We start from the raw sequence: 25,223 nt of genomic DNA, 5'->3' as shown, positions 1-25,223 counted from the left end.
TTTATTACGCTTATGCGAAAATTACTCAGAGACTTCAAAGAATTTGCCATTAAAGGAAATATGATAGACATCGCCATAGGTGTTATCATTGGTGCTGCATTTAATAAAGTGGTGGATGCGCTGGTAAAACAGATCTTTATGCCACCGCTCACCATGCTTACAGATGGCGTAAACTGGAAGAACAAAAAATGGATTCTTGAACCTGCACAGATCGTTAATGGCGAAGTGGTAAAAGAAGAAGTCGCGATGGGTTATGGCATCTTGATAGAAACTGCTGTAGATTTTCTCATCATTGCGATCACGGTTTTTATCGTAGTAAAATTCATGAATAGCCTTAAAGCAAAAGCTGAAGATCCTAAAAATGAAACCGTCGCAACACCCAAGAATATTGAACTTCTAGATCGCATAGGCGACCTGCTTGAGAAGCAAAACGAAATGCTTCAAACTAAAGATCAGGAGTAAAGAAAAATATAACTCACCGGTATTTTCCTTTTAACAAAAGCTTAATCCACCTCTGGATTAGGCTTTTGTATTTTTAGCCACAAGCAAAAAATAAGCATGACAACAGAAGATCAGCAAAATATAGTTCACCGGGACATTAACTGGTTAAGTTTTAATGAGCGCGTTTTACAGGAAGCAGAAGACAAAAGGTACAATCCGCTTTACGAACGCATGAAATTCCTGGCGATCTTTTCTTCTAATCTAGATGAGTTTTTTAGAGTGCGAGTTTCTCAATTGCGTCAAATGAAACGCGTTGAAAAAAGCATACGCAAGAAGTTATCACTGCGCCCTAACAAGACGGTAAAAGAGATCCTGAGCAGAGTTAAAGAACAGCAGATCCGTTTTGGAAAAATATACAAAGAGCAAATCGTACCAGAGCTCGAAGAAAACGGAATCTATCTCCTGCCTGCAGAAGATTATAATGAGATGCAAACAGATCTTGCAAACATCTGGTACAAAACACATCTCAAAGAACACATACAAACGCAGGTCGTTAAATTATCAAGTTCCTCAACGGTGTTTTTAGACAACCAGGCATTGTACTTCTGTGTCACTTTTAAAAATGAATCAGAGCTAGGTTTTGTGAATATTCCCGTTAATGAGGCTACGCGATTTGTGGAGTTATGCTCAGACGGCGACAAACATTATATCACTTACATTGATGATATTATAAGACATAAGATCCCAGAGTTTTTTGCAGATAAAGAGATCGCTGGCATTTATGAAATTAAACTTTCGCGAGATGCTGAGCTGTATCTTGATGATGAGTTAGACGGCATTCTTGCAGAGCGTATTTACAAATCGCTACATCAACGTATGGAAGGTCAGCCCACGCGTTTGCTGTATGATTCAGCGATGGAAAAACCTGATGTAAAACGTCTAAGAAAACTGCTCAATCTGGGTAAAATTGACATGATGCCAGGTGGCAGATATCACAATTTTAATGACTTTTTTAAATTCCCAGATCCTTCTGATAATCCTAAATTGAAGTATGAAAAGCTAGAACCATTGCCACATAAGGTTTTGGCTACAGCCAAAAACTACTTCACAGCTATAGCAGAAAAAGATCAATTGGTTCACTTCCCGTTCATGAGTTTTAACTATGTAGAAGAGCTTATGGAGCAAGCCGCGGAAGATCCAGATGTCACCGAAATTAAGATCTCATTCTATAGAATTGCGGAAGAATCAAGATTGACCTCTGCCCTTGTAAAAGCATTACAAAACGGAAAAAAGGTTTTCATATTTGTGGAAGCAAAAGCCCGTTTTGACGAAGAGAACAATATTGAGTGGGGAAGAAAATTTGAAGAAAAAGGAGCGCGTGTGATCTATAGTTATCCGCGCATTAAGGTGCACAGCAAAATCCTTATGATCCGTAGAAACGAGGGCGAAAAAAGTAGAAGATACGCCTATATAGGCACTGGCAACTTTAATGGTAATACAGCAAAGATCTATACAGACCACGGACTTTTTACTGCGCACAAAAAGATCACTAAAGAGCTTAACCGTGTATTTAGAGTGCTAGAAGGCGAACTTATCATTCCACGCAACAAGCATCTGCTGGTTTCTCCTTTTACGACGCGCAGAACCTTTGAAAAACTGATTCATCAAGAGATCGAAAATGCACGTTCTGGCAAAAAAGCTAAGATCACGGCAAAGATGAATCAGCTTGAAGATGTTGAGATGATACAATTGTTGTATAAGGCGAGTCAGGCGGGCGTTGAAATTAGACTTATCGTACGCGGATTCTCTTCATTGATACCTGGTGTTAAAGGCTTAAGCGAGAATATATATATCACAAGTATTGTAGACCGTTTTCTTGAGCATGGGCGTATTTATCTATTTCATAACGATGGCGAAGAGCAAATGTACATGGGCTCTGCAGACTGGATGACGCGTAACCTAGATCGTCGTATCGAGGTGCTTGCTCCTATCTATGATGAGGATATCTTTGCAGAACTTAAAGCGATACTAGAAATACAACTTAAGGATAATCAAAAGGCACGTATTCACGACAAAGACGAGAAAAATACTTTTGTGAAAGTACAAGATGGTGAAGCAGAAATTCGATCGCAATATGTCATTTATGATTATCTAAAAAAGACACATAACTAATGCAAAAAATAAGACTAGCCGGCGTACCAGAACATTTTAACTTCCCTGTGCATCAAGGCATAGAAAGCGGAGTTTTTAAAGACAATGGCTTTGAAGTAGAATGGCATGAATATCCAGACGGCACCGGCGCCATGAACAAATCATTACGCGCTGGCGATGTTGATATGGCGATCATCTTGCTAGAAGGCGTGGTGCGTGATATTGCAAATGGCAATCCCACACAGATCGTGCAGAATTATGTCTCGTCGCCATTGCTTTGGGGCATTCACGTTGCGGCAGACAGTAAATTTAAAACGCAAGAAGATCTACAAAGCGCTCGCATTGCGATAAGCAGGTACGGCTCTGGCTCACATCTTATGGCTTATTTGCATGCAGATGCAATGGGCTGGGATACCAGCGATCTTAAGTTTGTTGAGATCGGTACTTTAGATGGCGCGATAGAAGCCTTGAGTAATGACAAAGCCGACTATTTTATGTGGGAACATTTTACCACAAAGCCGGTAGTAGATAAAGGAATTTTCAGATGGCTGGGAGATTTCCCTACGCCGTGGAGCAGTTTTGTTATCGTTGCCACGAAAAGTTTTCTTGAAGAAAATGCTGAATTAGGAAGGCAATTTTTAGACCAGCTCAACATTCTTACAAAAGATTTCAAAAACTCCTACAGCCTTTCTAAAACGTTGTCGGATAGATATTTACAAAAAGAAGAAGACGTTGAAAAATGGCTCTTAAAGACACAATGGTCTCAAAAACAAGTAGATAACCACGAAATTAAGCGTGTTTTGGACAGATTAACGCAATTGCAAATACTTGAAAATCCAATAGATAGTGAAAATTTTTTAAGAAATATTTAATATAAAATTTACATTTTTTCTTACAACCTAATCGATTTATTTGCGCACTTTTGTCTAAAAGCTACGAAAATCAAATAATTCTTTAATCATGGGTGTATTTTTAATTATTCTAGGAGCCCTGCTTTTCATCAACTTAATTTTGTTTCACTTCAGTAGAAATCCTGATCCGCAAGCAAAGAAAAAAGAAAAGTGGACCTAATCGCAAACTTAAATGTAACCCCCTAAAAAATTTAACCCGAGCTCTCGCTCGGGTTTATTTTTGGTGTAAACCTAATAAAACTTCTACCACTCAATAGCAGGCTTACCCTTCTCTTCTAAAAAAGCATTTGTCTGACTGAAATGTTTATTCCCAAACCAAAGTCCGCGGTTTGCACTAAGCGGCGATGGATGACCACTGCTTAAAACAAGATGCCTGTTTCTATCTACTTTTGCAGCCTTCTTTTTTGCATAACCGCCCCAAAGCAAGAAAACGACATTCTCCTTTTGTGCTGAGATCACTTCAATAACTTTATCTGTAAACTGCTCCCAGCCTTTACCTTGATGCGATCCTGCTTGATGCGCGCGCACGGTAAGCGTAGCATTAAGTAGCAAAACGCCTTGTTTTGCCCAGCGCTCTAGATTGCCGTTTTGAGGAAAAGGCTTACCCAGATCCTGCTCTATTTCTTTAAAAATATTGATCAACGACGGCGGCATCGCCACACCTTCATTAACTGAGAAACACAAACCATGCGCCTGCCCTACTCCGTGATAAGGATCCTGACCCAAGATCACGACCTTAACATCATCTAGCGCACAAAAATCAAACGCATTAAAGATCTGACTTCCTTTCGGGAAACATTTATGTGCTGTATATTCCTCTTTTACAAAATCTGTAAGCGCATTGAAGTAAGGTTTATTAAACTCGCCTTTCAACGCAGCCTTCCAGCTTTGCTCTATGCTAACATTCATTAATTACCTAATTTTGCTGAGCCTTAAAAATAGGCATTTGCTATGATAAAAATTCATTCTAAGACACTCAGGGATCTTGAGTTTCCCACGGTTTGTGAACAGGTTTCTGCGCTTTGTACTACAGATAAAGGTAAAGAGCGTGCTTTGGCTTTAAAGCCAAAAAGATCTTACCGCAAGACCATGATTTCTCTGCATCAGACTAATGAATACGTCAATAGTAAATTGCAAGAAAGCGCAATTCCTAATCACGGTTTTGATCCTATTGATAATGAGCTAAAAATGCTTGCGATAGAGCAAACCATTCTTGAAACAGGAAGTTTTAGAAAAATAGGCAGCATCTCTGAAACTGTAAATACACATTTGCGTTTCTTTAAAAAATATGGCGAGCTCTACCCTAACCTTGCGATGCTCGTGCAAGAAACAGAGTATACCACAATTATCGTGGATGCTATTAATGCTGTTATTGATCGCTTTGGCGAAATAAAAGACGATGCGTCACCGCTGCTTAAACAAATACGCCAACAGATCAATGTTGTAAAAGGCCGCATAAACAGTAGTTTTGCTTCGGCATTGAGCACGTATAATAATTACGGTTATCTTGACGAAATACGAGAAACCGTCGTTGACAATGTGCGCGTTCTTGCCGTGCAAGCCATGCACCGCCGCAAAGTAAAAGGTAGTATTCTGGGGAATTCTAAAACCGGAAGCATTGTTTACATTCAGCCGGAAGCAACCATGCAAAATCAGCGTGAGTTGAATAACCTTGAATATGAAGAAAAAGAAGAGGTAAAACGCATACGCAGAGAACTTACAGAAAAGTTGAGACCGCATCGCGAATTGCTTGCTGAATATCAAATTCTACTGGCTAAAATAGATGTCATTTCCGCGAAAGCGAAATATGCCGAAAAGATAAATGCTGTCTTGCCTACGATCACAAAAGATCGCGAAATCGAACTGAAAGAAGCGTATCACCCGCTATTGTATCTTTCAAACAAAAAGCGTGGCGAAGATACCTATCCACAAGACATAAAGCTGGACGAAAAGAACCGCATCATTGTGATAAGCGGTCCTAACGCCGGCGGTAAAAGTATTACTTTAAAGACCGTTGGTCTGCTTCAGGTGATGTTGCAAAGCGGTATTTTAATTCCTGTGCATGAGTATTCTAGATTTTGTTTTTTTGATAAGATCTTGACAGATATTGGCGATAATCAAAGTATAGAAAACCACCTCAGCACGTACAGCTACCGCTTGAAGAACATGAATTATTTCATCAGGAAGTGCGATGATAAAACGCTATTTCTTATTGATGAATTTGGTACCGGTAGTGATCCTGAGTTGGGTGGCGCTCTTGCGGAAACTTTTCTTGAGGTTTTTCATGAAAAAGGAAGTTATGGCATCATCACGACGCATTATGCAAACTTGAAAATGATGGCTAATGAAACCGAAGCTATCATCAATGCAAATATGCTTTTTGATGCTCGCACGTTGCAACCGCTTTTTAAACTGCATGTGGGCGAAGCAGGAAGTTCGTTCACCTTTGAGGTCGCGCAAAAAAACGGAATACCATATTCGTTGATCAATCGTTCTAAGAAAAAAGTAGAGCGCGGTAAAATACGTTTTGACAAGAGTATCGCAGATCTTCAAAAAGAGCGCAGCAAACTGGCAAAAACCACAACTTCGCTTAAGTCTCAAGAGCAAGAAGCTATAAAGCAACAAAAGGAATTGGAGCACACTACAAATCGCATACAGCAGAAGCTCGAGAGCTATCAAGAACTATATGACAGTAACCAACGCATGATCTACCTGGGTCAAAAACTAGATGATCTGGCAGAGAAATTTTTCTATGATAAGAATAAGAAAAAGCTCGTAGGCGAAATGGTTAAACTGGTGCAAATAGAAAACAGCAAACGCCAGAAACAATCTGCTAAACAAAAACGCATAGAGAAAGCTAAAGAACGTAAAGTTCAGCAAGAAGCGCAGCAGAAGGTTAATGTGATCCGCAAGAAAAAGCAAGAAGAGAAAAAACAACAAGAAAAAGTTGAAGCTGCAAAACCTAAGGTTACCATTAAAGTGGGTGATAAAGTGAGATTACCTGATGGCCGTGCTGTGGGCACCGTTGATAGTATTGAGAAAGGTAAAGCCACGGTAGATTATGGCATGTTTACCACAAAGGTGGATGTTGATCAATTAGAGTTTGTACAGAAGGGGAAATCATGATAGAATCTTTACCTAATAACGCATTGACCAAGAAAGTGCTTTCTTCAATGGAGCGTGAAAAAGCGTATCATTATGCTGCTAAAGAAGATAGGTTTAGATTACAGAGACGATCTTTTCGTAATAAATATAGAATAACAGGAAAACTCACAGAAAAGAACAGGTTTAAGATCAAAAGTAGATTTAAACACCCATGGATTCATTGGCTGTTCTTCATCTCTGGATTTGTTTTTGCTATTTATGCCTTGATCAATGGAGCTTGGCTAGCAACAGCCATCTTGTTTTTATTTTTTCTCACATTACTTATAGTCCATAAACTTCAGGCTCAAAAAGAGCTGAAGATTTTCTTTGAGAACTTTAGATTTCATCAAAAACTAGTGCAAGAAACAGACGCTAAGTTTACCAACGAATAATCGCACTTCCCCAGGTAAATCCGCTACCAAAAGCTGCAAGAACTACAAGATCTCCTTTGTTGATCTTTCCTTCTTCCCATGCTTCAGTTAGCGCGATCGGGATGGAAGCTGCAGTTGTATTTCCGTATTTCTGGATATTATTATACACTTGGTCATCACTTAAGCGAAATTGCTTCTGTACAAATTGACTGATCCTTAAGTTCGCTTGATGCGGGATCATCATGTTTATGTCTTCCGCCGCAAGGCCATTTGCCTCAAGACCTTCATTGATCACTTCTGCAAATCGCACCACCGCGTTTTTAAACACAAACTGTCCGTTCATGTAAGGATAGTAAGGTATATCCTCCTGCGGATTGGTTTCAATGATCTCTGGCACCCATTGCTCTGTGCTTGGTCCCTTTAGCGAAAGCTCTAAAGCATGCTCACCTTCACTATGCAAATGCGTAGATAAGATTCCGCCTTCGCCTTCTTCTGCCCTGCTCAAAACTGCCGCTCCTGCACCGTCACCAAAAATCACACTCACGCTACGACCACGCGTAGTAAAGTCTAGACCGCCACTATGATTTTCAGAACCTATGACAAGGATGTTTTTGTACATTCCGGTTTTGATAAATTGATCTGCAGTAGAGATCGCATACACAAAACCACTACATTGATTACGCACATCTAAAGCAGGAACCGTGCGCATCCCAAGCATTTCTTGCACTTGCACGCCACAACCTGGGAAGTAATAATCTGGACTCAAGGTTGCAAAAACGATCATATCGATATCTTTTGGCGAAAGCCCAGCCCGCTCGATCGCGATTTTTGCAGCTTTCACTCCCATTTTTGCTGTGCTGTTGCCATCACCTTTTTTAATATGGCGACGTTCTTTGATACCCGTGCGCTCTTGTATCCAAGCGTCATTTGTATCCATGAGCTTTGCAAGATCATCATTTGTTACTACATTTTCGGGAACATAAGAACCCAGACCAGCTATTTTAGAAGTGTACATATGCTTAGAAATTAACAGAGCCACAAAACAAGTGGCTCATTGAATAGGAAAGATACCATTTCCTCAAAATTTTGCATCAAAAATAGCATTTGTTTAATATGCACGCATAGTATTTTACCTGAAATTATAATTCGCAAATCTTTGTAGTTGCCTTACGGCGAAAAAGCAACAACTCTATAACGATAAAGAATATGAAATATCTCAAAGGTTTTCAGTATCTTTAATGATGTATGTATTTTAAGATCAACATCCCTGAGCCTTGCGGCGAAAACTGGCACGACATGACTCCCACAGAGCAAGGAAAATTCTGTGCAAGTTGCGAGAAAGAAGTTATTGACTTCACAAATTACACAGACAGCGAACTCGCAAGTAAACTAAAGAACGGCGAGAAACTTTGTGGTCGGTTTTCAACAAAACAAATTGACAGAGACCTTTTCGCGCCAAGCGAAAGAGGAAAAACTTCCTGGAAGCTTGTTGCAAGTTTCACAACACTCATGGCAATGGCTAGCGGAGCGTTTGCTCAAGGAGAACCAGCACTTTCTTACTCCCAATACAAGGATGGTAAAACCGATAAGGACCATCCTACAGAATCAAACCCTGAAAAGTTCAAGATCAAAGAGAAAACCAACGCTGACAATTTACCAAAGGTTGTTGATGGCTTACGCGTTTTTGAGGGCGTTGTCATAGACAATGAGGGCTTACCAATGCCAGCAGCGACGGTGATTCTTGAAGGAACAGAATACCAGACGCTTACTGATTTTGACGGAAAATATAGTTTAAAAGTGCCCATTGAAATTTTAGCTGAAGAAAGTAAATTAGGTTTTTACTATGTAGGCTTTGAACCTTCATATAAGTCTGTAAAAAATTATAAATACTGTAGCATAACCATGGACTATTCAGTATCAGGACAATTTGATATTGAGATTCATTCTAAAAGCATGAAAAAACCACGCTCACGCTGGATGCATTTTCGTAAATCTAAATACTAGATCATGTACTTCAAGATCAACATCCCTGAGCCTTGCGGCGAAAACTGGCACGACATGACTCCCACAGAGCAAGGAAAATTCTGTGCAAGTTGCGAGAAAGAAGTGATTGACTTTACAAAGTATACAGACAGCGAGATCGCAAACCGTTTTAAAAATGGTAAACATCTGTGTGGAAGATTTAGAGCTGGCCAATTAGAAAGAGAAATTTTCGCGCCAAGCGAAAAAAGAAGAACTCCCTGGAAGCTCGTTGCAAGTTTTACAACGCTAATGGCAATGGCTGGCGGAGCGTTTGCTCAGGATGATAAAAACCCAAAAACGGAGCAAATAGAAAGCCCAGCCAAAAAAAATACTGATCCAAAAACAAAACTCATTAAAGGAAATGTTACCGCTGATGATGATTTTCCACTACCTGGTGCAGCAGTAGAATTGATTGGTACCAATTACTCTACAGTACCTGACTTTGATGGGAATTACGAAATGGAAGTGCCTATTAACTCTATAAATGAGAATAGTCAGGTAAAAATATCCTACGTTGGCTATTTAGATATTATCAAACCTATAAATAGTGCCGAGACCTGTAAGATGCAGCAAGATCTGTCCAAAATGGAAGAGGTCCTCGTTGTAGGTTTAGCAATTTCCAGAGGAATTAAAGTGAGTAAATCTTCTAATTCAGGAAGAAAACCACGCTCACGCTGGATGCGCCGGCATCGCTAAATCCTTAACATTATCTTATCGCAAGAATTATAAACTTTAATTTACTTTCGATAAAAATAATTTTTACAATGAAATATTTAATTCCTCTTTTTGCTGCGGCTCTTTTATTCTCGTCTTGCGACGACACCCGCGCAAAACTACATGAAGAATATCTTGAATTTGTAATGCACACAGATGATCTTGACTCTGTGCACGCAGCGATGACCGAAAAGCATGAAGGGCTTAAAAGTCAAAGTATGACCTTGCAAGAGCGCCTTGCTGATCTAGAAATGACAGATTCTGCTGCATTGAGTGACTTGATGGCTCATCAAGAAATGCTCAATACACAAGCGCAAAAACTTAGCGACATACAAGCTATTATTAACACGCATCAAAGTATGGATGATGATATGGTTAAAAATAGTGATGACCTTACCGCTATGAGCGAAAAGATCAAAGAGATTAACACTAACAACGAGAAAATCTCAGAAAATCTTGAAAAGATCAAAAGTGAATTAAACAAAATTCACGAAGATCAACAAGAGATCAAAAAAGGTCTAGCAAAAGAAGATTCTACAGAGATCTAACTTATTATAATTAATAATAAAATTTAAAGCAGCTAAAATCTGTTTTTAAAAACAAGATCAAGGAGCGCAGTAATTGTCGCTCCTTTTTTATGGCTTTCGCCAAAGGCATTTTTACTGGTAACAGCTTTATACACTGATTTTTTACAAGTATTTGATCCATGTTGCTAATTGCATTCGTCGTTAAATAATTCACAATTAAGAACGTATAGAAGAACTAAGAATAATATTATCGATAATTTTAATTGTTAGAAAAATCAGCTATGAAATCAATCAACAATACAAGTTCATCGATAATTTCTAGGTCAGAAATTGCTGATGTGAGTAAAGAATTTGAGAAATTCTTTGCAAAAAATGCACATTCATCATTAGAAGACGATCAGTTTACACTTCGCACGTATGATGCTTTAGGTTCTCAAAAAACAGCAATCGAACTTCTTGCTGATATTGAAGATCATCTTAAATTTTGCCAGAATAACGATAACGATTGCGCAGAATTTGTTGCCATCTTCCCTAAGCGTAAATATTATACAGAAGCGCAGTTTGAAAAATTACTTTGGAAGCAATTGCGTTACCTTCATCTTGTAGACATACACCCATGGAAAAAGCAAACCGCTCACGAATTAAAAGATGATCAGTTTTTTTTCAGTGTGTTAGGTAAATCGTTCTATGTGATCGGGATGCATCCCAGCAGCGAACAGAAAAACAGAAAAAGTCCGTATCCAGCTATGATCTTTTCTCAACGTGAGTTGAGTGAGTCCTTTTCGCGAAAGCGAAAAATCACAGCGATTAATGAGTTTAATGTGTTGCAAGATCACACGCAAGAAACGCAAGCTATTATTGATGAGACTGCGTTAAAACTTAATGCGAGGCAATATGGCCGCGGGCACGCCATGAAGGTGCTTAGAAAATCTCAAAATCCATAAAATGCTTACCACAGAAAAGAATACCAAAGCAAAAAAAGGGTGCGCTTTTGTACTGCGCAAAGGAGATCAACTCAAGATCACTGACCATTCTGGCGGGAATATTTGCAACATGATCTTATTTAATGCGCGTAATATTGATGAGAAATTATGCGCCGGCAAAACATTAGAAATTGAGAAAACGATCGCTTTGAGCACCGGTAATTTTCTTTGGAGTAATCGCAATAATAAGTTGGTTGAGATCCTCAAAGACACACATAAAAACAATGATATTTTGATGCCGCCGTGCCAATCAAAGGATAAAGAATTTGATTCCTGCCTTACGCATATGCTAGATAGTTTGAGGAACTTTAGCATTAAAAAAGATGATATTTCTAACGCTTTTAATGTTTTTAAAAATGTGAGTATTGATAGTGATGGTACGCTTAACGCGAAAAGTTCTAAGAGTAACGCCGGTGATCATCTAATTTTTAAAGCATGCACAGATGTAATCGTAGGATTAACAGCAGAAGAATTTTTAGCTGAAGATCAAACTCCTGAAGGTGTTACTTATGAAATTTTAAAGCAGTAATTAGATCTTAAGAATAAGATTAGGATCTGGACAATTAGATAAATAAAAACTTCTAAGTGATTGCGTGCAAACGCCCGGGTAATCTCCCTTTTTGCCTTGCAGATCACGTATCAATTGAAAGTGTAAATGTGGCGCATAATCACCATTTTCAAAAGGTTCACCAAGTTTTGCGATCACATCGCCAGTTGAAACTTTTTCTCCTACTTCAATAACATCTAGAGACAATCTTGATAGATGCCCATAAAGAGAATAAAAGATCTGACCGTCAAAATTATGTTCAAGGATTATACATGGGCCGTAGTCGCCATGATTTGCATTGTCTGCAAAGCTGTGAACTCTTCCTTCTAGTGGTGCAAGAATTTCGGTGCCGGCTGCGCACCAAAGATCAACTCCCAGATGAATATTGCGACGCTCTTGTTGCGCATCAGAAAAATAGATGCTACGATCATAAATACTGCGCTGCTCATCATAACCTCCATAAGCGATCTTTCCTCCTGCTCTTTCAATTATCAAATCAACATAATCACTAATTGAACGAGAAGAAGATGTGTCAAATTCGGTTAGTTCTGCATTGGTTTTAGACAGATCAAGAGATACGTAATCTGCTTGATCAAAACCTTGAACCACCGGAGTGAATTTCGCCGTAAGGCCAACTAAAAAATCTGAGAATTCTTCATTAGTCATGGCGCAAAAATAAAAATGTTTTGTGGGCTTTTGCTATGATTTACATCAAAAAGAGATCCCGCACAATGGCGGGATCTCAAGCTAAACTAAAACACTATAAAAATCAATTATCTAATTTACTACTACGTCACTAAATTTTGCTGAGATAGAAATTGAACTATCTGTATTGCGCGATTTATTGAAGCCATTTACCATTTTGCTATCAAAGCTTTGCATCACTTTAGTATCCAGTTTTTTAGGATAATTCAAGTTACTGCGTGTGCCTGTGTAATTAAAATGGAATGCCGCATCTGGAAGTCTTAACACTAGATCACTATTCTCTAGATTGATATTAAGACTGTTGAAATTTTTACCAACTTTTGGGATCGAAAGTTCTCCAAAAGTCCCTGAGATTATCGCGCTATCATTAAGCTCGTTTATTACCACATTACTCGCACGAGCGTCCATATTGATCTTCTCTACTTCACCGATCACACAGTCTTTTACATAACTACTGCGCATTGTACCGTTACTCCACTTCTCGATCTTTACTGGGCTGTATGCTACTGCTAGTATGGTTTTATCTCCGTCTATATTTTGTGCAACAAGATCTCCGTGAGAAAGACTTAAACGTGCGTTAACCGCGTCTCCTAGATCAACATTACCATGACGAATATTAAGATTAAGCAATGCTGACTTAGGCTTACGAATTACAATTTTTCTAGCGCCTTTTGCAGCTGGCTTATTGCTTCTCATGTTGCCAGAGCTAAAACTCACTATAGTCCTGATGTTTCCATTCTCGTCCTGCTCTACTCGTTTTTCAAAGTTACCTTCAGTCTGTTTTGCCCATTGCTCCATCTGTTTACCAAGGTTTTCACCCCAAGCTTCCATTTCCTTACCAAAATTTGCTCCCCAGGCATCCATACCTTTCTCTAATTGTTTCCCGAAGGTTTCACCCCAAGCTTCCATGTTTCCACCAAATTGCTTTGCAAAGTTCTGCCCCCAAGCTTCCATGTCTTTACCTAAGTCATCTCCCCACTTCTCCATTTCAACAAGCCACTTCTCTACATCTGCCACTGAAGCGTTAGTATTGTACTTCTTATTCAATCTTGCAACGTAGGCCTTTTTATCTTTCTCATAAATATCATGATCAAAGTCAAGGTTACGCGTAGTTCCAAATGGTGATTGCGGTAATCCTAGGTTATCTCCCATTTTGCGCTCCCACTTCTTCCTCATTTCAGAGTTTTCAACCTTCCATTTTTCCATGGCTTTGTCAAAATCTTTACCAAAGCTCGCTTCTACCTTGCGATTGTACTCATCTATATATTTCTCACCATCACGCTTAAAGGCGTCATAATCAAATTTAATATTACTCACACCCTGATAATATTCTCTAGGCAGCGGTTTTCCTGCAAATCCTTCTATCATAGGGCCTACAAGATTTTCCATCACTGGTTGCATTACAGATAGAGAAGAACGTATAAGCTCATCCATACCACCACCCATAGGCATACGCCCCATGGCAAAACCACCGCCGCTCTGGCTTATGCTGTTTATGCGAATCACATTACTATTTCCTTGAATATGCATTCTCCAGTTTGCCTTAAGCTGATCTATCTCATCATCTGTAAGACCATCAGTCTCTAGATATGCCTCTACCTCTACCTCATCTTTGTTCCAGTCTTCAAAAACAACATCACAGTTTTGAGAATCAAGATTGATATTAACATCATCATTTACATTAAATCGCTCCTTGACCTTTGTGGTTTTATCCTGAGCCCAAGCCTGCGGCAGGGCCACTAATACCAGGAAAAGTAATAGGCTATATCTTTTCAATGTTACATTCATAGCTTTTAAATTGTATAGGATTTTGTATCATCAGCACTTGCGGCTACACCGGGAGCTGTTGATTCATTTTTAAGTTCATTTAATTTTTCTTTGAGTCTAAAAAGAAGATCTAGACGCAATTGTAAATTAGAGATAAGTGCAGATACAGATTGCTCATTAACACCCACTTCAGTCATTTCTTCATTGAGTTTTGAATACTCCATATTAAGCTCTTCTAGCTGAGTCATAAAAGAATCTATAAGCGCTTTGTTCTCTGGAGTTACCTGAAGCTGTGCAAGCTCAACATTGATGCTTGCCAGGTAATAATCCTCAACTTTCTTAAACTCTGGTGACATGTCACTAAGCTTTACCTGTTGCGCAGGTGTCTCTACGCTTGTTTCAGTAAGTGCAGGAGTATCTTCATCCATACCATCAGACGATAGTGGATTAAACATCAACAAACCACCTACTGCAAATACTACCACGATCGCTGCAGCGATCTTCATCCACATAAATCTATTGCTGGTAGATTGGCTTTCGCCAAATTCTTCATCAAGACGCGCCATAAAACGCTTCTCGTGGCCTAAGGGCAGATTACCACCTGGCAAACCCTTATCGTTTTTAAACAGTTCTCTAATATCCTGTGCCATGATAATGATGTTTTAATTTCTCCTGTAACTTTTTCTTACCTCTATGCACTAGTGTGCGCGATGCTACTTCAGTAATATCTAGTATTTCTGAAATTTCTTGATGATCATAACCTTCTATTAAAAAAAGCATCACCGCATATCTATATCGCTCCGGCAGGTCCTCAATGGCTTCTTTGATCTGGTCTAGTGTAATACCATCTTCAACACTCCAATCCATCTGGTCATCTACCGTACCTAAAACTTGCTCGTTAATGGCTGTTAGTTCTAACTTTTTAGCCTTGAGCATATCAATACTTCTGTTGATCACTATTCTTTTAAGCCACGCGCCAAAGGTCACCTCACCATTATACTGGTGAAGCTTAGTAAAGGCCTTTACAAAACCTTCTTGCATCGCTTCCTCTGCATCTGCTGCATTCTTCAAGAACCTGAAAGCCACAAAGTACATTCCATCGCTGTACTTGCGATAAAGCTGCATTTGAGCTCTCCGGTCATTTTTCTTGCATCGCTCTAGGATATCAGAAATTGACAAAATTTCGTTTTTGGTTAGCTGTTAATCACCCTAAATACGATAGTGAACAGGGCGTGTTGCAAAATGTGAGATTTTTTTTCGCCGCTAAGGCAATAATTTTGCACACTCACAACAAACAGCTTAGTTATTAAATAATTACGTTTTAAAAATCCTTAGTTCCACCGTACTAAGAATTAATATAAAGGTAGAAAACGCCGTGTAATTGCGCTATTTTCTATTTGGCTGCAGCCAAAAAAACAAATCTTTAAGACAAAGTAGGAAGTTTAAGCTCATACTTCACAGCCAGTAATCGCACAGTAATAATTGCGCTAATGGAGATAATATAAGCAGTCTCTTCATTAAAAAGATTAAGACTGATAAAATAGATCACGCCGCCCAGAATACAAGCCGTGGCGTAGATCTCTTTCCTGAAGATCACCGGGATCTCATTACACAAAATATCCCGTATCACACCGCCAAAGGAAGCACTCATCGTTCCCAGCGCAACGCAAATTACAGGATGTAAACCTACTTCAAGACCTTTCTCAAGACCTATTAAAGTAAAGACGGCTAAACCCATGGTGTCAAAAAGCAAAAGTGAGGTGCGCAACCTCTCTAAAGATCGTCTTAGCAAAACACCAATGATCACAGCGATAAAAATGGAGTAGATATAATTAAGGTCAAACATCCATCCCACAGGTATTTTACCGATAAGCACATCTCGCAAAGTCCCGCCGCCTATTGCAGTAACAAACGCCACGATCAAAATCCCAAAAGGATCAAGACGCTTATTTATCGCAACCAGCACACCAGAAATCGCAAAAAAGAATGTACCTATAAGATCAATTAAATATAAAATCAACTTAAAATGGATTTAAATCTTTGCTTTACCAATTGTTTCATAGTAAAGCAATCTAATAATTTGATATATTGCAATACTAAACATTTAGCAAATTAATAAACCATGAAAAAATATTATTTATCTAAGGTATTTCTGCTAGGACTTCTTGCACTTGCCTCTTGTAAAGACAACACTTCAAAACAAGAATCTACAACTGAAGCAAATAACGAAACCGTTGTAGAAGAAACAGCACACTTTGGTGGAGCAACTTTGTACAGTGTAAGAGATGCTATGGCAACAGAACCTAAGAAAACGATCAAAGCAGTTTCAGACATAGGTTATGAATTTATAGAAGCTACAAATTATGAAGATGGTAAATTCTACGGTATGACTCCGCAGGATTTTAAAGCCTATCTTGATTCTGTAGATCTTAAGCCATTAAGCGCGCACATGGGTATGGTTACTATGGAAAATGCAGATACGCTTATCGCAGATGTTAAGGCTGCTGGTTTTAAATATTTTGTGATTCCTGTGCCTCCTATGGGTATGTTCACCTTTGATCCAGAAACTAGAACACTAGGCATGAAAGGAACTAAAGATGAGCTTAAAGACATCTTAGTTACTCTAGGAGAAAAATGTAATGCTGCAGGTCTACAGCTATTATATCACAACCATGATTTTGAATTTAAGCCAGGCGAAGACAACATGGCGATGATAGATTATCTATTGCAAAACACAGATCCTGCTTTAGTAAACTTCCAGATGGATCTATATTGGGTAACAAAAGCTGGCGCAGACCCAGTTGCTTACTTTAATGAGTATCCTGGTCGTTTTAAGATCTGGCACGTTAAAGACATGGATAAAGAAGGAAGATTTGCTCCTGTAGGTGAAGGTACAATTGACTTTAAGCGCATTTATGATGCTCGCGAAAAGTCTGGTATGGAATATTATATCGTTGAGCAAGATCAAACCTTTAATCATGAGCCGTTAGAAGCGATAGAGATAAGCCACAACAATCTTACGAAGTTTGGATTTGAATAGGCCCCAAATTTCAGTTAAGCGGAACCAGTCAATCTTTTGGCTGGTTTTTTTTTGGCTTAAAGCCAAAAGGAATTCTTTATAAATCTCTGTTAATCGTAAGGCTTGCGGCTGCTACCTTTTGTAATTTTAAATGCACTTAGATCCTTAAATTTATACCACAGAAACATGTCGCCTGTAAAAAATGAAGCGCAGTACGAAGCGCTACGAGACAAAGGTTATAGCAAAGAAAAAGCAGCTCGCATCGCAAACACACCAGATGCTGGCAAAAAAGGAGGAAAAGCTAAACCTTATGAAGAATGGACAAAGGATGAACTTTATGATCAGGCAAAAAACGTGGGAATTGATGGTCGCAGCACCATGAAAAAAGCTGAACTCATCAAAGCCTTACGCAACAATTAATCGTATTTTAAAACCTTTGGCGAAAGCCAAAAATCAATAACAACTAACCAATTATGCCAGCACCTTTTCACCTTGCAATTCCTGTTTATGATGTGCCTTTAGCACGCAAATTTTATCGCGACACGCTAGAGCTTAGCGAAGGTCGCAGCAGCGAAGAATGGGTAGATTTTGATTTTTTTGGTCATCAACTGGTGATTCATTTTAAACCTAAAGAAGAGACCGCAACCACGCATCATAACGAGGTAGACGGCAAGCATGTGCCTGTGCCGCATTTTGGCGTTGTGCTAGATTGGGATGATTTTCACGCTTTCGCGGAAAAGCTAAAAACTAAAGGCGTTGAGTTTGTCATTGAGCCTTACATACGTTTTGAAGGTTTACCTGGCGAGCAAGCAACGATGTTCTTTTACGACCCTTGCGGAAATGCGTTAGAATTCAAAAGTTTTAAAGATCTAAGTCAACTATTCGCTAAATGAAACAAATAAGACCTCAACTGGTAAGACAGGTTTTTCACATCCTGCTCATTGTATTGCTGCTATATTTAATTTTTAAAGAAATGATGCCGTATCTCTCTGGGATACTTGGCGCCATAACTTTGCACGTCATCTTTAGAGGCTGGATGAAAAAATTAACAAACCGCGGATGGAATCGCAGTCTAGCAGCAGCGGTATTAATGATCTTTTCGTTTTTAGCCATTCTTGTTCCGGTAGGCGGACTCGTGATGATGCTTACCTCAAAGATCAGCGATGCGGTAAAAAATTCTGAAAAGGTAATAAGCGCCGTTAAAGATCAAGTTTCACAATGGGAAACAGACTTGCATTATGACCTTAGCAGCAGTATAGATACAAACAGCATTACAAGTTGGCTCTCTGATAATTTGCAATCTCTAGCCGGCGGAACTTTTAATACAGTGATCGCAATAAGTATCATGTATTTTTTGCTTTATTACATGCTTACTAATCGCACTAAACTTAGAGAAAGCTTGTATGATTATATACCGTTAGGCGATAGCGACCTGCAAACAATAGGAGAAGAAAGTGCAAAAATGGTAAGAGCAAATGCATTAGGAATTCCTCTGGTAGCACTGGCTCAAGGTATTGTTGCATTGATAGGTTTTTTCATCTTTGGTGTGCCAGATCCATTTTTCTGGTTTGTGATCACCACCGTAGGATCTATGATCCCATTTGTGGGGACATTGCTAGGTATTGTTCCGGTTGTCATTTTATTATACTCTTCTGGAGAAACTGGGCAAGCCATTGGGATCGCTTTATATGGACTCATCGTAGTAGGATCTACTGATAATATTATTCGCATGTATGTGCTAGAAAGACTTGACGACGTTCATCCTTTAGTTACTTTAATAGGTGTAATTGTTGGCGTTCCGTTATTTGGGTTTATAGGATTGATCTTTGGTCCGTTGCTTATCAGTTTATTTCTTCTTATCGTTAAGATCTACAAAGAAGAGTATGGAGCCAGAGAAGCTCCTGATGCCGAAAAAGAACTCTGATGTTTACCAAGTTTAAGACAACCAACTTCCCTCCCGAAAGTAAATCAATACTCGTTTGGGATGGTAAATGTGGCTTTTGTAAATATTGGGTTACCCGCTGGAAAAAGGTTACTGGCGATGCGATCGATTATAAAACCTTTCAGGAAGTGGCAGATCATTTTCCTGATATTCCGCTTAAGGAATTTAAAAAAGCAAGTAGACTTATTGAGCCTTCCGGCGAAATCTACAGCGGTCCAGATTCTGCTTACCGAAGCTACGATTATGCGCAAAAGCGAAAATATCCGTATCATTCTTGGTATGTAAAACATATGTGGTTTCAAAAAATAAGCGATCATGGCTACAACTACATCGCTAAGCACAGACCTATGTTTTATGAATTGACTAAGGCATTTTTTGGGCCTGACCCAAAAAAATTAAAACATTTATGGCTGTATTATGTTTTAGCGCTGTGGTCGCTCATCTTAATTGCATCCCTTCTATTTTAAGGGCTTTTTGTTAACAATACAGCAAAAAATATCACGAATTCTTTCAGACTAATGAATAATTCAGTTTTTTTGAATAAATAACTTTGACTTAAATTTTACGATGGAAATATTAGGTATAGACGTAGGCGGAACAGGAATTAAAGGCGTACCCATTAATCTGGAAACAGAGGATTATTTGGGCGAACGTTTTAGACTTCCTACGCCAATACCACGTACACCTAAAGCGATGGTAGACACTATTGCAGAAATTGTAAAAGAATGGGACTGGAAGGGTCCTGTGGGTGTTGGTTTCCCTACTGTGATAAAAAATGGTATGGCGATGCAACACGGTAATCTTGATCCATCTTGGGTAGGCACGCAGGTTGATAAAATGATCGAAGATAAAATTGGACTTCCCGTTGCTGTGATCAATGATGCTGATGCTGCCGGTCTTGCCGAAATGAACTTTGGCGTGGGCAAAGGTCACAAAGGTCTTGTGATGGTTTTTACCATTGGTACTGGTATAGGAAGTGGTGTTTTCTTTAATGGTGAATTGATCCCAAATTTTGAAATGGGACAAATGCGCTACAAAAAGAAAATGATCATTGAAAAATATGCTTCTCGCTCTGTGCGTCTTAAAAATGACATGAGCTTTAAGAAATGGGGAAAACGCTTCAATAAGTTCTTACACCTTGTAACCGAAATGAGCAACCCAGACTTGATCATCATAGGTGGTGGCGCTAGTAAAAACCTTCACCTATTTGAAAAACATCTTACGATAGATACTCCTATCGTCGCGGCAAAAACACAGAACAAAGCTGGAATTATTGGTGCGGCACTTGCTGCTCGCCATTTATTAAGTGAAAATGATCTAAAGAAATAAAAACTCTTAAGAGTTTTTATTTCTCTTTCTTGCAAGTAGTGTATTCTTAAGCAACATCGCAATTGTCATTGGCCCTACTCCACCTGGAACGGGAGTAATATAATCTGCTTTCTCACTAACCTCAGCAAAATCTACATCACCTGCAATACGATATCCGCGTGGTTTAGTATCATCTGCTACACGAGTGATTCCCACATCGATCACAGAAACTCCGTCTTTTACCATATCTGCCTTTAAGAATTCTGGCACACCTAAAGCGGTAATAATAATATCTGCTTCCTTAGTGTAAGACTCTAGATTTTTAGTTCGGCTGTGTGTTAGTGTAACCGTGCAGTTACCTGGATTTCCTTTTTGAGACATCAAAATACTCATAGGACGACCCACAATATGACTACGACCTATCACAACACAATGTTTACCTTCTGTAGGCACTTCATAACGCTCTAGAAGCTCCATGATACCAAAGGGTGTCGCAGGTATAAAAACTGGCATATCCTGAGCCATTTTACCGAAGTTCACCGGATGAAAACCATCAACATCTTTATCTGGATCAACAGCAAGAAGAACCTTTTGTTCATCAATATGTTTAGGCAATGGTAGCTGAACAATATAACCATCAATATTATCATTCATATTGAGGTCTGTAATTCTAGCCAGAAGTTGCTCCTCTGTAGTCTCTTCATCAAGATGAATCAAAGTAGACTCAAAACCTATACGCTCACACGCACGCACTTTACTTCCTACATAAGTTAAACTCGCACCATCATTTCCCACCAAAATCGCAGCCAGATGCGGCACTTTTTCTCCGCGTTCTTTCATTGCAGCTACTTCTGCAGCGATCTCATCTTTAATATCGTTACTGGTTTTCTTACCGTCTAGGATTGTCATGGTGTGTTGTGTTGGTTTAGTGTATTCAGTCTTCAGTATGCAGTCGCAGTTTTCAGTTAGGCTTGACGCCAAATTTTTCAGGATAATTCATCATATGATTTATCATCTTGCCTACTTCTGTACTTTTCGTTATTAGTTCAGATTCTTTTTCTTTTTTAATATAACCACACTCAAACGCAAATCGAATCCAAGTTTGAGTTTCATTATTTTCTGCATCACAATCACTGATCTTTGACAGAAAATGTTTTGAATATTGACGTTTTCGATAAGCTTCTGCCATGTTTGCACAAACTGATCGAGAGGATCTTCGTATTTGATCTGTCAATGAATATCATTCTTCAGCAGGAAAAGATTTTGAAATATCAAATATCTCCATGGCCAACTCAAAAGCCTTTTGATAAACGAAAAGATCTTCAACTCCCATTTCTCAAATCTGATTACTGAGAACTTTCTTTTGGCTTTAAGCCAAAAAAACCTACTTCATTTGTTGCATCATCTGCATCATCTTGCGGCCACCGCCACCTTGCATCATCTTCATCATTTTGCTCATTTGACCAAATTGCTTCAACAATTGGTTCACTTCCTGAACTGATGTTCCGCTACCTTTACCGATACGTTTTTTGCGACTTGCATTTATGATTTTTGGGTCAGCACGTTCTGCTGGGGTCATACTATGGATGATCGCCTCAATATGTTTAAAAGCGTCATCGTCAATATCCATCCCTTTTAAGGCTTTACCAGCACCCGGGATCATACCAAGAAGATCCTTCATGCTACCCATTTTCTTAACCTGCTGAATCTGCTTTAAGAAATCGTCAAAACCAAATTGATTCTTTGCGATCTTCTTTTGCAGCTTGCGTGCCTCATCTTCATCAAATTGCTCTTGAGCTCGTTCTACAAGAGACACAACGTCTCCCATCCCAAGAATACGATCTGCCATACGTGATGGATAGAACACATCTATCGCATCCATCTTCTCACCTGTACCGATGAATTTGATCGGTTTGTTTACAACCGTTTTGATAGAAAGCGCAGCACCACCGCGAGTATCACCGTCTAATTTTGTTAGAACAACTCCGTCAAAATTAAGTGTATCGTTAAAGGCTTTTGCTGTGTTCACAGCATCCTGACCCGTCATAGAGTCTACCACAAATAGTGTTTCTTGCGGCTGGATAGCTTTGTGAATGTTTGATATTTCGGTCATCATGGCTTCATCTACAGCAAGACGACCCGCCGTATCGATGATCACTACATTATGACCATTTGCTTTAGCATGAGCGATAGCATCCTGAGAAATTTTCACTGGATCCTTCTGCTCTCGATCTGAGTAAACCTCTACATTGATCTGCTCACCTACTACATGCAGCTGATCTATCGCCGCAGGACGGTAAACGTCACAAGCAACAAGAAGTGGTTTTTTAGTTTTTTTAGTTTTAAGGAAATTGGCCAGCTTACCAGAAAAAGTAGTCTTACCAGAACCCTGCAGACCAGACATTAAGATCACGCTAGGGCTACCAGATAATGTGATACCTTCTGCATCGCCACCCATCAAGTTTGTAAGCTCATCTTTAACAAGCTTTACCATAAGTTGACCAGGCTTTAAGCTACTAAGTACATCTTGTCCTAGTGCTTTTTCTTTTACCGTATTTGTAAAATCTTTTGCGATCTTATAGTTAACGTCAGCATCCACAAGTGCGCGACGCACTTCCTTAAGGGTTTCTGCAACGTTGATCTCGGTAATCTGCCCGTGCCCTTTCAGCACATGTAACGCCTTGTCTAACTTATCACTTAAACTATCAAACATATTCTTCTTGTTAAGGTGGCAAATTTAGTCATTTTTAAAGAGTAAATAAAAGCGATCTGCGTTGAGAAATTTTGGCTTTAAGCCAAATAAAGAAAAAATGAAAAGTCCGTGTTCTCATGATAGAAAACACGGACTTTATCGCCCCACTCAAATATTGCGGTTTTTATCTATTCTCTAGTGAATACAAGGGTGAAGGCACTGTTTGTAGTGCTTGTAAGTTCTAGCTTACCGTTAGAAAAATCTGTTACTGTGAACGTATCTGCTAAGATCTCAAAATCGTTTACTCCTAAGAAAGTAATATCTATCATCACTTCACCTTCTGCCATGATCTGGTAAGAACCTTCTACGCTAGACTGTAAATTTGTAAGTGTATTGAACACCTCTATCGCGCCATCATTTGCAAAAGTGAATGTGTAATTTGCAAAGTCTGTTGTAAAATCTACACCTGCATTTACGCCAGACTCGATAGTGAATGTTGTCTCTGCAAGAAAATCTTCTAACTCATCTACACGCGCCTCAAGCTCTGCTTCTAATTGTGCCTGCTCATCGCTTGCAGCTTCACATTCGCTAAGCGCCGCCCTAAGTTCAGCATCAGACGTGATGGTTGTGCTGCTATTACCTTGTGCCATTAAAGACACCGGATATCTCACGCTAAAGAAATCTTCTCCTTCTTGTAATCCATTTACAAATGCATATAGCTCTTGATCACCGCTTAACTCTAGACTTCCCGTTTGCTCTGCGTTTGCATCATACGTCAACATTGTGATAGGATAAGCAAAATCAAGACAGTTTATAATATCTTCTTCTGCGCTATCAGCCTCAGCACATGCTTGTTGAAGCGCTTCATATTCGGCTTGAGAATTCACAACAAGCTCTGTATAGTTACTTAACTCAACAGTTACCGGAAACTGCAATGTTACAGAATCGTCATCACCAGTAAATTGTGCAAAAATATCTGCGATCAAAGAGAATTGAGATTCGCTAACAATAGTTAATTGCTGACCGTTAACTTCTGCAACCACAGGAAGCACAAGAGAAGAACAACTATTACCATCTAAGATATCATCACTTGATCCATCTCTTGCAGATGTTCTTAAAAGCAGATCAGATGTTTCAGAGTTTGCGCTGTTTGTGTTAGGATCTGTACCTATCATTTCTGTCTCTTCTGTTTGACAAGAAGTAAATGCTAAAGATGTAACAGCAAGTATTAAAAAAAGTGTCTTAAATCGTTTCATAATTTTAGGTTTATTGTTTTTTAAATTCCTTTTTCAAAGCCTTCTTTGGGGCAGCTTCACTCATTAAACAACTCATTCTTTTTTTACCCTACCCTAGTTTCAATTTTTTTTTTTGGCTTGCGCCAAAAGCACTTCACGCGCATTGCATCAAAATCCGTATTTTTGAAAGAAATGCCCAGCTTTGAGCAAAACCCCTACTGAAAATCTGTGTCTGGAAAAAACCTTTGACACCTTCTACCGCAAACATATAAATGACGCATATCGTTTTGCCTTTTATAAGTGTGGTAGCGAGGCGCGATCTCGTGACCTTGCGCAAGAGGCTTTTGCTAAGGTTTGGGTTAATTGCAGCAAAGTACTTTTTGCGAAAGCAAAAACATACCTCATCACCACGGTAAACAATTTATTTCTTAACGAAGTAAAACACGATAAAGTCGTCCTTAATTATAAAAACGACTATCAAGGCGAGGATTCGCATATTCAAGATCCACATTATGAATTGCGCAAAAAAGAATTTAAAAACCAACTAGAGGATGCGATCGCATCATTGAGTGAAGCGCAACGTGAGGTTTTTTTACTCAATAGAATAGACGGTAAAAAATATCGTGAGATTGCAGATATGCTAGGCGTTTCGCAAAAAGCAGTTGAAAAAAGAATGAGCAGCGCCCTTAAGAATCTGCGCGAAAAAATCCCTAATATTTAGAAAATCAAAGACTGAGGTAGGGT

Annotated in this window: 28 protein-coding genes; 17 read left to right on the top strand and 11 right to left on the bottom strand. The window is 39.1% G+C overall.

What is annotated here, in order from left to right; genetic code table 11:
* Positions 1 to 12 precede the first annotated feature (12 nt).
* The 3 genes from mscL to ACZ5L8_RS01235 all read left to right on the top strand — a co-directional run bounded on the left by mscL (position 13) and on the right by ACZ5L8_RS01235 (position 3,464).
* Complete coding sequence (mscL, locus tag ACZ5L8_RS01245) at positions 13 to 462, top strand: large conductance mechanosensitive channel protein MscL (RefSeq protein WP_464439161.1); 450 nt, start codon at positions 13 to 15, stop codon at positions 460 to 462.
* A 96-nt stretch (positions 463 to 558) separates the two neighbouring features.
* On the top strand, positions 559 to 2,613 hold the full coding sequence (ppk1, locus tag ACZ5L8_RS01240) for a polyphosphate kinase 1 (protein WP_464439159.1): 2,055 nt from the start codon (positions 559 to 561) through the stop codon (positions 2,611 to 2,613).
* Positions 2,613 to 3,464, top strand: a complete 852-nt coding sequence (locus tag ACZ5L8_RS01235) for a substrate-binding domain-containing protein (RefSeq protein WP_464439157.1) — start codon at positions 2,613 to 2,615, stop codon at positions 3,462 to 3,464. The genes ppk1 and ACZ5L8_RS01235 overlap by 1 nt, the downstream gene beginning before the upstream one ends.
* A gap of 282 nt (positions 3,465 to 3,746) precedes the next feature.
* Here the strand turns inward: ACZ5L8_RS01235 and ung are convergent, their stop codons facing one another.
* Positions 3,747 to 4,412: a uracil-DNA glycosylase gene (gene ung / locus ACZ5L8_RS01230; protein ID WP_464439155.1), complete on the bottom strand. Its 666-nt coding sequence runs from the start codon at positions 4,410 to 4,412 to the stop codon at positions 3,747 to 3,749.
* 42 nt (positions 4,413 to 4,454) lie between these two features.
* Between ung and ACZ5L8_RS01225 the strand changes: the two genes are divergently transcribed.
* Both ACZ5L8_RS01225 and ACZ5L8_RS01220 read left to right on the top strand, forming a co-directional pair.
* Complete coding sequence (locus ACZ5L8_RS01225) at positions 4,455 to 6,629, top strand: endonuclease MutS2 (protein ID WP_464439153.1); 2,175 nt, start codon at positions 4,455 to 4,457, stop codon at positions 6,627 to 6,629.
* Positions 6,626 to 7,039: a hypothetical protein gene (locus ACZ5L8_RS01220; protein ID WP_464439151.1), complete on the top strand. Its 414-nt coding sequence runs from the start codon at positions 6,626 to 6,628 to the stop codon at positions 7,037 to 7,039. The genes ACZ5L8_RS01225 and ACZ5L8_RS01220 overlap by 4 nt, the downstream gene beginning before the upstream one ends.
* Here ACZ5L8_RS01220 and ACZ5L8_RS01215 read toward each other — a convergent pair.
* A complete protein-coding gene (locus tag ACZ5L8_RS01215; protein WP_464439149.1) occupies positions 7,026 to 8,033 on the bottom strand; it encodes a 3-oxoacyl-ACP synthase III family protein in 1,008 nt (335 codons plus the stop codon). The genes ACZ5L8_RS01220 and ACZ5L8_RS01215 overlap by 14 nt on opposite strands.
* 230 nt (positions 8,034 to 8,263) lie before the next feature.
* On the opposite strand from ACZ5L8_RS01215, the gene ACZ5L8_RS01210 reads away from it, so the two are divergent.
* From ACZ5L8_RS01210 to ACZ5L8_RS01190, 5 genes are all read left to right on the top strand, one after another.
* A complete protein-coding gene (locus ACZ5L8_RS01210; protein WP_464439147.1) occupies positions 8,264 to 9,022 on the top strand; it encodes a carboxypeptidase-like regulatory domain-containing protein in 759 nt (252 codons plus the stop codon).
* A 3-nt stretch (positions 9,023 to 9,025) separates the two neighbouring features.
* Positions 9,026 to 9,736: a carboxypeptidase-like regulatory domain-containing protein gene (locus ACZ5L8_RS01205; protein ID WP_464439146.1), complete on the top strand. Its 711-nt coding sequence runs from the start codon at positions 9,026 to 9,028 to the stop codon at positions 9,734 to 9,736.
* 68 nt (positions 9,737 to 9,804) lie between these two features.
* A complete protein-coding gene (locus ACZ5L8_RS01200; RefSeq protein ID WP_464439144.1) occupies positions 9,805 to 10,302 on the top strand; it encodes a hypothetical protein in 498 nt (165 codons plus the stop codon).
* Positions 10,303 to 10,562: 260 nt separating this feature from the next.
* Positions 10,563 to 11,225, top strand: coding sequence for a YqcI/YcgG family protein (locus ACZ5L8_RS01195; RefSeq protein WP_464439143.1), 663 nt, complete (start codon positions 10,563 to 10,565; stop codon positions 11,223 to 11,225).
* Position 11,226: 1 nt separating this feature from the next.
* Positions 11,227 to 11,793 (top strand): DUF1989 domain-containing protein, encoded by a 567-nt coding sequence (locus ACZ5L8_RS01190; protein ID WP_464439141.1) that lies wholly within the window; start codon positions 11,227 to 11,229, stop codon positions 11,791 to 11,793.
* Here the strand turns inward: ACZ5L8_RS01190 and ACZ5L8_RS01185 are convergent, their stop codons facing one another.
* The 5 genes from ACZ5L8_RS01185 to ACZ5L8_RS01165 form a co-directional block, all read right to left on the bottom strand.
* Positions 11,794 to 12,477: a peptidoglycan DD-metalloendopeptidase family protein gene (locus ACZ5L8_RS01185; protein WP_464439139.1), complete on the bottom strand. Its 684-nt coding sequence runs from the start codon at positions 12,475 to 12,477 to the stop codon at positions 11,794 to 11,796.
* A gap of 111 nt (positions 12,478 to 12,588) precedes the next feature.
* The gene (locus ACZ5L8_RS01180) at positions 12,589 to 14,304 is read right to left on the bottom strand and encodes a hypothetical protein (RefSeq protein WP_464439137.1); all 1,716 of its coding nucleotides are present in this window, start codon (positions 14,302 to 14,304) and stop codon (positions 12,589 to 12,591) included.
* Positions 14,305 to 14,309: 5 nt separating this feature from the next.
* Positions 14,310 to 14,933 (bottom strand): hypothetical protein, encoded by a 624-nt coding sequence (locus ACZ5L8_RS01175; protein WP_464439135.1) that lies wholly within the window; start codon positions 14,931 to 14,933, stop codon positions 14,310 to 14,312.
* Positions 14,917 to 15,408 carry an RNA polymerase sigma factor gene (locus ACZ5L8_RS01170; RefSeq protein ID WP_462599313.1) on the bottom strand — a complete coding sequence of 164 codons (492 nt, stop codon included), beginning with the start codon at positions 15,406 to 15,408 and terminating at the stop codon, positions 14,917 to 14,919. Before ACZ5L8_RS01170 ends, ACZ5L8_RS01175 begins: the two co-directional genes overlap by 17 nt.
* A 298-nt stretch (positions 15,409 to 15,706) precedes the next feature.
* On the bottom strand, positions 15,707 to 16,300 hold the full coding sequence (locus ACZ5L8_RS01165) for a trimeric intracellular cation channel family protein (RefSeq protein WP_464440895.1): 594 nt from the start codon (positions 16,298 to 16,300) through the stop codon (positions 15,707 to 15,709).
* 105 nt (positions 16,301 to 16,405) lie between these two features.
* Between ACZ5L8_RS01165 and ACZ5L8_RS01160 the strand changes: the two genes are divergently transcribed.
* The 6 genes from ACZ5L8_RS01160 (at position 16,406) to ppgK (ending at position 20,573) form a co-directional block, all read left to right on the top strand.
* Positions 16,406 to 17,323 carry a sugar phosphate isomerase/epimerase family protein gene (locus ACZ5L8_RS01160; RefSeq protein ID WP_464439133.1) on the top strand — a complete coding sequence of 306 codons (918 nt, stop codon included), beginning with the start codon at positions 16,406 to 16,408 and terminating at the stop codon, positions 17,321 to 17,323.
* Positions 17,324 to 17,488: 165 nt separating this feature from the next.
* On the top strand, positions 17,489 to 17,722 hold the full coding sequence (locus ACZ5L8_RS01155; protein ID WP_464439131.1) for a DUF7218 family protein: 234 nt from the start codon (positions 17,489 to 17,491) through the stop codon (positions 17,720 to 17,722).
* 53 nt (positions 17,723 to 17,775) lie between these two features.
* Complete coding sequence (locus tag ACZ5L8_RS01150) at positions 17,776 to 18,195, top strand: VOC family protein (RefSeq protein ID WP_464439129.1); 420 nt, start codon at positions 17,776 to 17,778, stop codon at positions 18,193 to 18,195.
* Positions 18,192 to 19,226: an AI-2E family transporter gene (locus ACZ5L8_RS01145; RefSeq protein WP_464439127.1), complete on the top strand. Its 1,035-nt coding sequence runs from the start codon at positions 18,192 to 18,194 to the stop codon at positions 19,224 to 19,226. Before ACZ5L8_RS01150 ends, ACZ5L8_RS01145 begins: the two co-directional genes overlap by 4 nt.
* The gene (locus ACZ5L8_RS01140) at positions 19,226 to 19,711 is read left to right on the top strand and encodes a DCC1-like thiol-disulfide oxidoreductase family protein (protein ID WP_464439125.1); all 486 of its coding nucleotides are present in this window, start codon (positions 19,226 to 19,228) and stop codon (positions 19,709 to 19,711) included. The genes ACZ5L8_RS01145 and ACZ5L8_RS01140 overlap by 1 nt, the downstream gene beginning before the upstream one ends.
* Positions 19,712 to 19,811: 100 nt before the next feature.
* Positions 19,812 to 20,573, top strand: coding sequence for a polyphosphate--glucose phosphotransferase (gene ppgK, locus ACZ5L8_RS01135; protein WP_464439123.1), 762 nt, complete (start codon positions 19,812 to 19,814; stop codon positions 20,571 to 20,573).
* Positions 20,574 to 20,579: 6 nt separating this feature from the next.
* Here the strand turns inward: ppgK and folD are convergent, their stop codons facing one another.
* The 4 genes from folD to ACZ5L8_RS01115 form a co-directional block, all read right to left on the bottom strand.
* Positions 20,580 to 21,461: a bifunctional methylenetetrahydrofolate dehydrogenase/methenyltetrahydrofolate cyclohydrolase FolD gene (folD, locus tag ACZ5L8_RS01130; protein WP_464439121.1), complete on the bottom strand. Its 882-nt coding sequence runs from the start codon at positions 21,459 to 21,461 to the stop codon at positions 20,580 to 20,582.
* A gap of 52 nt (positions 21,462 to 21,513) precedes the next feature.
* Entirely contained in the window at positions 21,514 to 21,786 is a 273-nt protein-coding gene (locus tag ACZ5L8_RS01125; RefSeq protein ID WP_464439119.1) for a four helix bundle protein, read from the bottom strand.
* Positions 21,787 to 21,936: 150 nt separating this feature from the next.
* Positions 21,937 to 23,265 (bottom strand): signal recognition particle protein, encoded by a 1,329-nt coding sequence (gene ffh, locus ACZ5L8_RS01120; protein WP_464439117.1) that lies wholly within the window; start codon positions 23,263 to 23,265, stop codon positions 21,937 to 21,939.
* Between the two features lie 167 nt (positions 23,266 to 23,432).
* Complete coding sequence (locus tag ACZ5L8_RS01115) at positions 23,433 to 24,500, bottom strand: hypothetical protein (RefSeq protein ID WP_464439115.1); 1,068 nt, start codon at positions 24,498 to 24,500, stop codon at positions 23,433 to 23,435.
* Between the two features lie 181 nt (positions 24,501 to 24,681).
* Here ACZ5L8_RS01115 and ACZ5L8_RS01110 point away from each other — a divergent pair, with 181 nt between their 5' ends.
* Positions 24,682 to 25,200: an RNA polymerase sigma factor gene (locus ACZ5L8_RS01110; protein WP_464439113.1), complete on the top strand. Its 519-nt coding sequence runs from the start codon at positions 24,682 to 24,684 to the stop codon at positions 25,198 to 25,200.
* The last annotated feature ends 23 nt before the right edge of the window (positions 25,201 to 25,223 follow it).

It is taken from the genome of Leeuwenhoekiella obamensis, from assembly GCF_055391795.1.
The sequence above is the reverse complement of the archived record's forward strand: the minus strand, read 5'-3'. Positions and strand labels throughout refer to the sequence as shown.

Excerpts from the sequence above, each read along its gene's own strand:
- mscL (WP_464439161.1), top strand. The coding sequence starts at position 13 with ATGCGAAAATTACTCAGAGACTTCAAAGAATTTGCCATTAAAGGAAAT.
- ppk1 (WP_464439159.1), top strand. The coding sequence starts at position 559 with ATGACAACAGAAGATCAGCAAAATATAGTTCACCGGGACATTAACTGG.
- ACZ5L8_RS01235 (WP_464439157.1), top strand. The coding sequence starts at position 2,613 with ATGCAAAAAATAAGACTAGCCGGCGTACCAGAACATTTTAACTTCCCT.
- ung (WP_464439155.1), bottom strand. The coding sequence starts at position 4,412 with ATGAATGTTAGCATAGAGCAAAGCTGGAAGGCTGCGTTGAAAGGCGAG.
- ACZ5L8_RS01225 (WP_464439153.1), top strand. The coding sequence starts at position 4,455 with ATGATAAAAATTCATTCTAAGACACTCAGGGATCTTGAGTTTCCCACG.
- ACZ5L8_RS01220 (WP_464439151.1), top strand. The coding sequence starts at position 6,626 with ATGATAGAATCTTTACCTAATAACGCATTGACCAAGAAAGTGCTTTCT.
- ACZ5L8_RS01215 (WP_464439149.1), bottom strand. The coding sequence starts at position 8,033 with ATGTACACTTCTAAAATAGCTGGTCTGGGTTCTTATGTTCCCGAAAAT.
- ACZ5L8_RS01210 (WP_464439147.1), top strand. The coding sequence starts at position 8,264 with ATGTATTTTAAGATCAACATCCCTGAGCCTTGCGGCGAAAACTGGCAC.
- ACZ5L8_RS01205 (WP_464439146.1), top strand. The coding sequence starts at position 9,026 with ATGTACTTCAAGATCAACATCCCTGAGCCTTGCGGCGAAAACTGGCAC.
- ACZ5L8_RS01200 (WP_464439144.1), top strand. The coding sequence starts at position 9,805 with ATGAAATATTTAATTCCTCTTTTTGCTGCGGCTCTTTTATTCTCGTCT.
- ACZ5L8_RS01195 (WP_464439143.1), top strand. The coding sequence starts at position 10,563 with ATGAAATCAATCAACAATACAAGTTCATCGATAATTTCTAGGTCAGAA.
- ACZ5L8_RS01190 (WP_464439141.1), top strand. The coding sequence starts at position 11,227 with ATGCTTACCACAGAAAAGAATACCAAAGCAAAAAAAGGGTGCGCTTTT.
- ACZ5L8_RS01185 (WP_464439139.1), bottom strand. The coding sequence starts at position 12,477 with ATGACTAATGAAGAATTCTCAGATTTTTTAGTTGGCCTTACGGCGAAA.
- ACZ5L8_RS01180 (WP_464439137.1), bottom strand. The coding sequence starts at position 14,304 with ATGAATGTAACATTGAAAAGATATAGCCTATTACTTTTCCTGGTATTA.
- ACZ5L8_RS01175 (WP_464439135.1), bottom strand. The coding sequence starts at position 14,933 with ATGGCACAGGATATTAGAGAACTGTTTAAAAACGATAAGGGTTTGCCA.
- ACZ5L8_RS01170 (WP_462599313.1), bottom strand. The coding sequence starts at position 15,408 with ATGCAGCTTTATCGCAAGTACAGCGATGGAATGTACTTTGTGGCTTTC.
- ACZ5L8_RS01160 (WP_464439133.1), top strand. The coding sequence starts at position 16,406 with ATGAAAAAATATTATTTATCTAAGGTATTTCTGCTAGGACTTCTTGCA.
- ACZ5L8_RS01155 (WP_464439131.1), top strand. The coding sequence starts at position 17,489 with ATGTCGCCTGTAAAAAATGAAGCGCAGTACGAAGCGCTACGAGACAAA.
- ACZ5L8_RS01150 (WP_464439129.1), top strand. The coding sequence starts at position 17,776 with ATGCCAGCACCTTTTCACCTTGCAATTCCTGTTTATGATGTGCCTTTA.
- ACZ5L8_RS01145 (WP_464439127.1), top strand. The coding sequence starts at position 18,192 with ATGAAACAAATAAGACCTCAACTGGTAAGACAGGTTTTTCACATCCTG.
- ACZ5L8_RS01140 (WP_464439125.1), top strand. The coding sequence starts at position 19,226 with ATGTTTACCAAGTTTAAGACAACCAACTTCCCTCCCGAAAGTAAATCA.
- ppgK (WP_464439123.1), top strand. The coding sequence starts at position 19,812 with ATGGAAATATTAGGTATAGACGTAGGCGGAACAGGAATTAAAGGCGTA.
- folD (WP_464439121.1), bottom strand. The coding sequence starts at position 21,461 with ATGACAATCCTAGACGGTAAGAAAACCAGTAACGATATTAAAGATGAG.
- ffh (WP_464439117.1), bottom strand. The coding sequence starts at position 23,265 with ATGTTTGATAGTTTAAGTGATAAGTTAGACAAGGCGTTACATGTGCTG.
- ACZ5L8_RS01115 (WP_464439115.1), bottom strand. The coding sequence starts at position 24,500 with ATGAAACGATTTAAGACACTTTTTTTAATACTTGCTGTTACATCTTTA.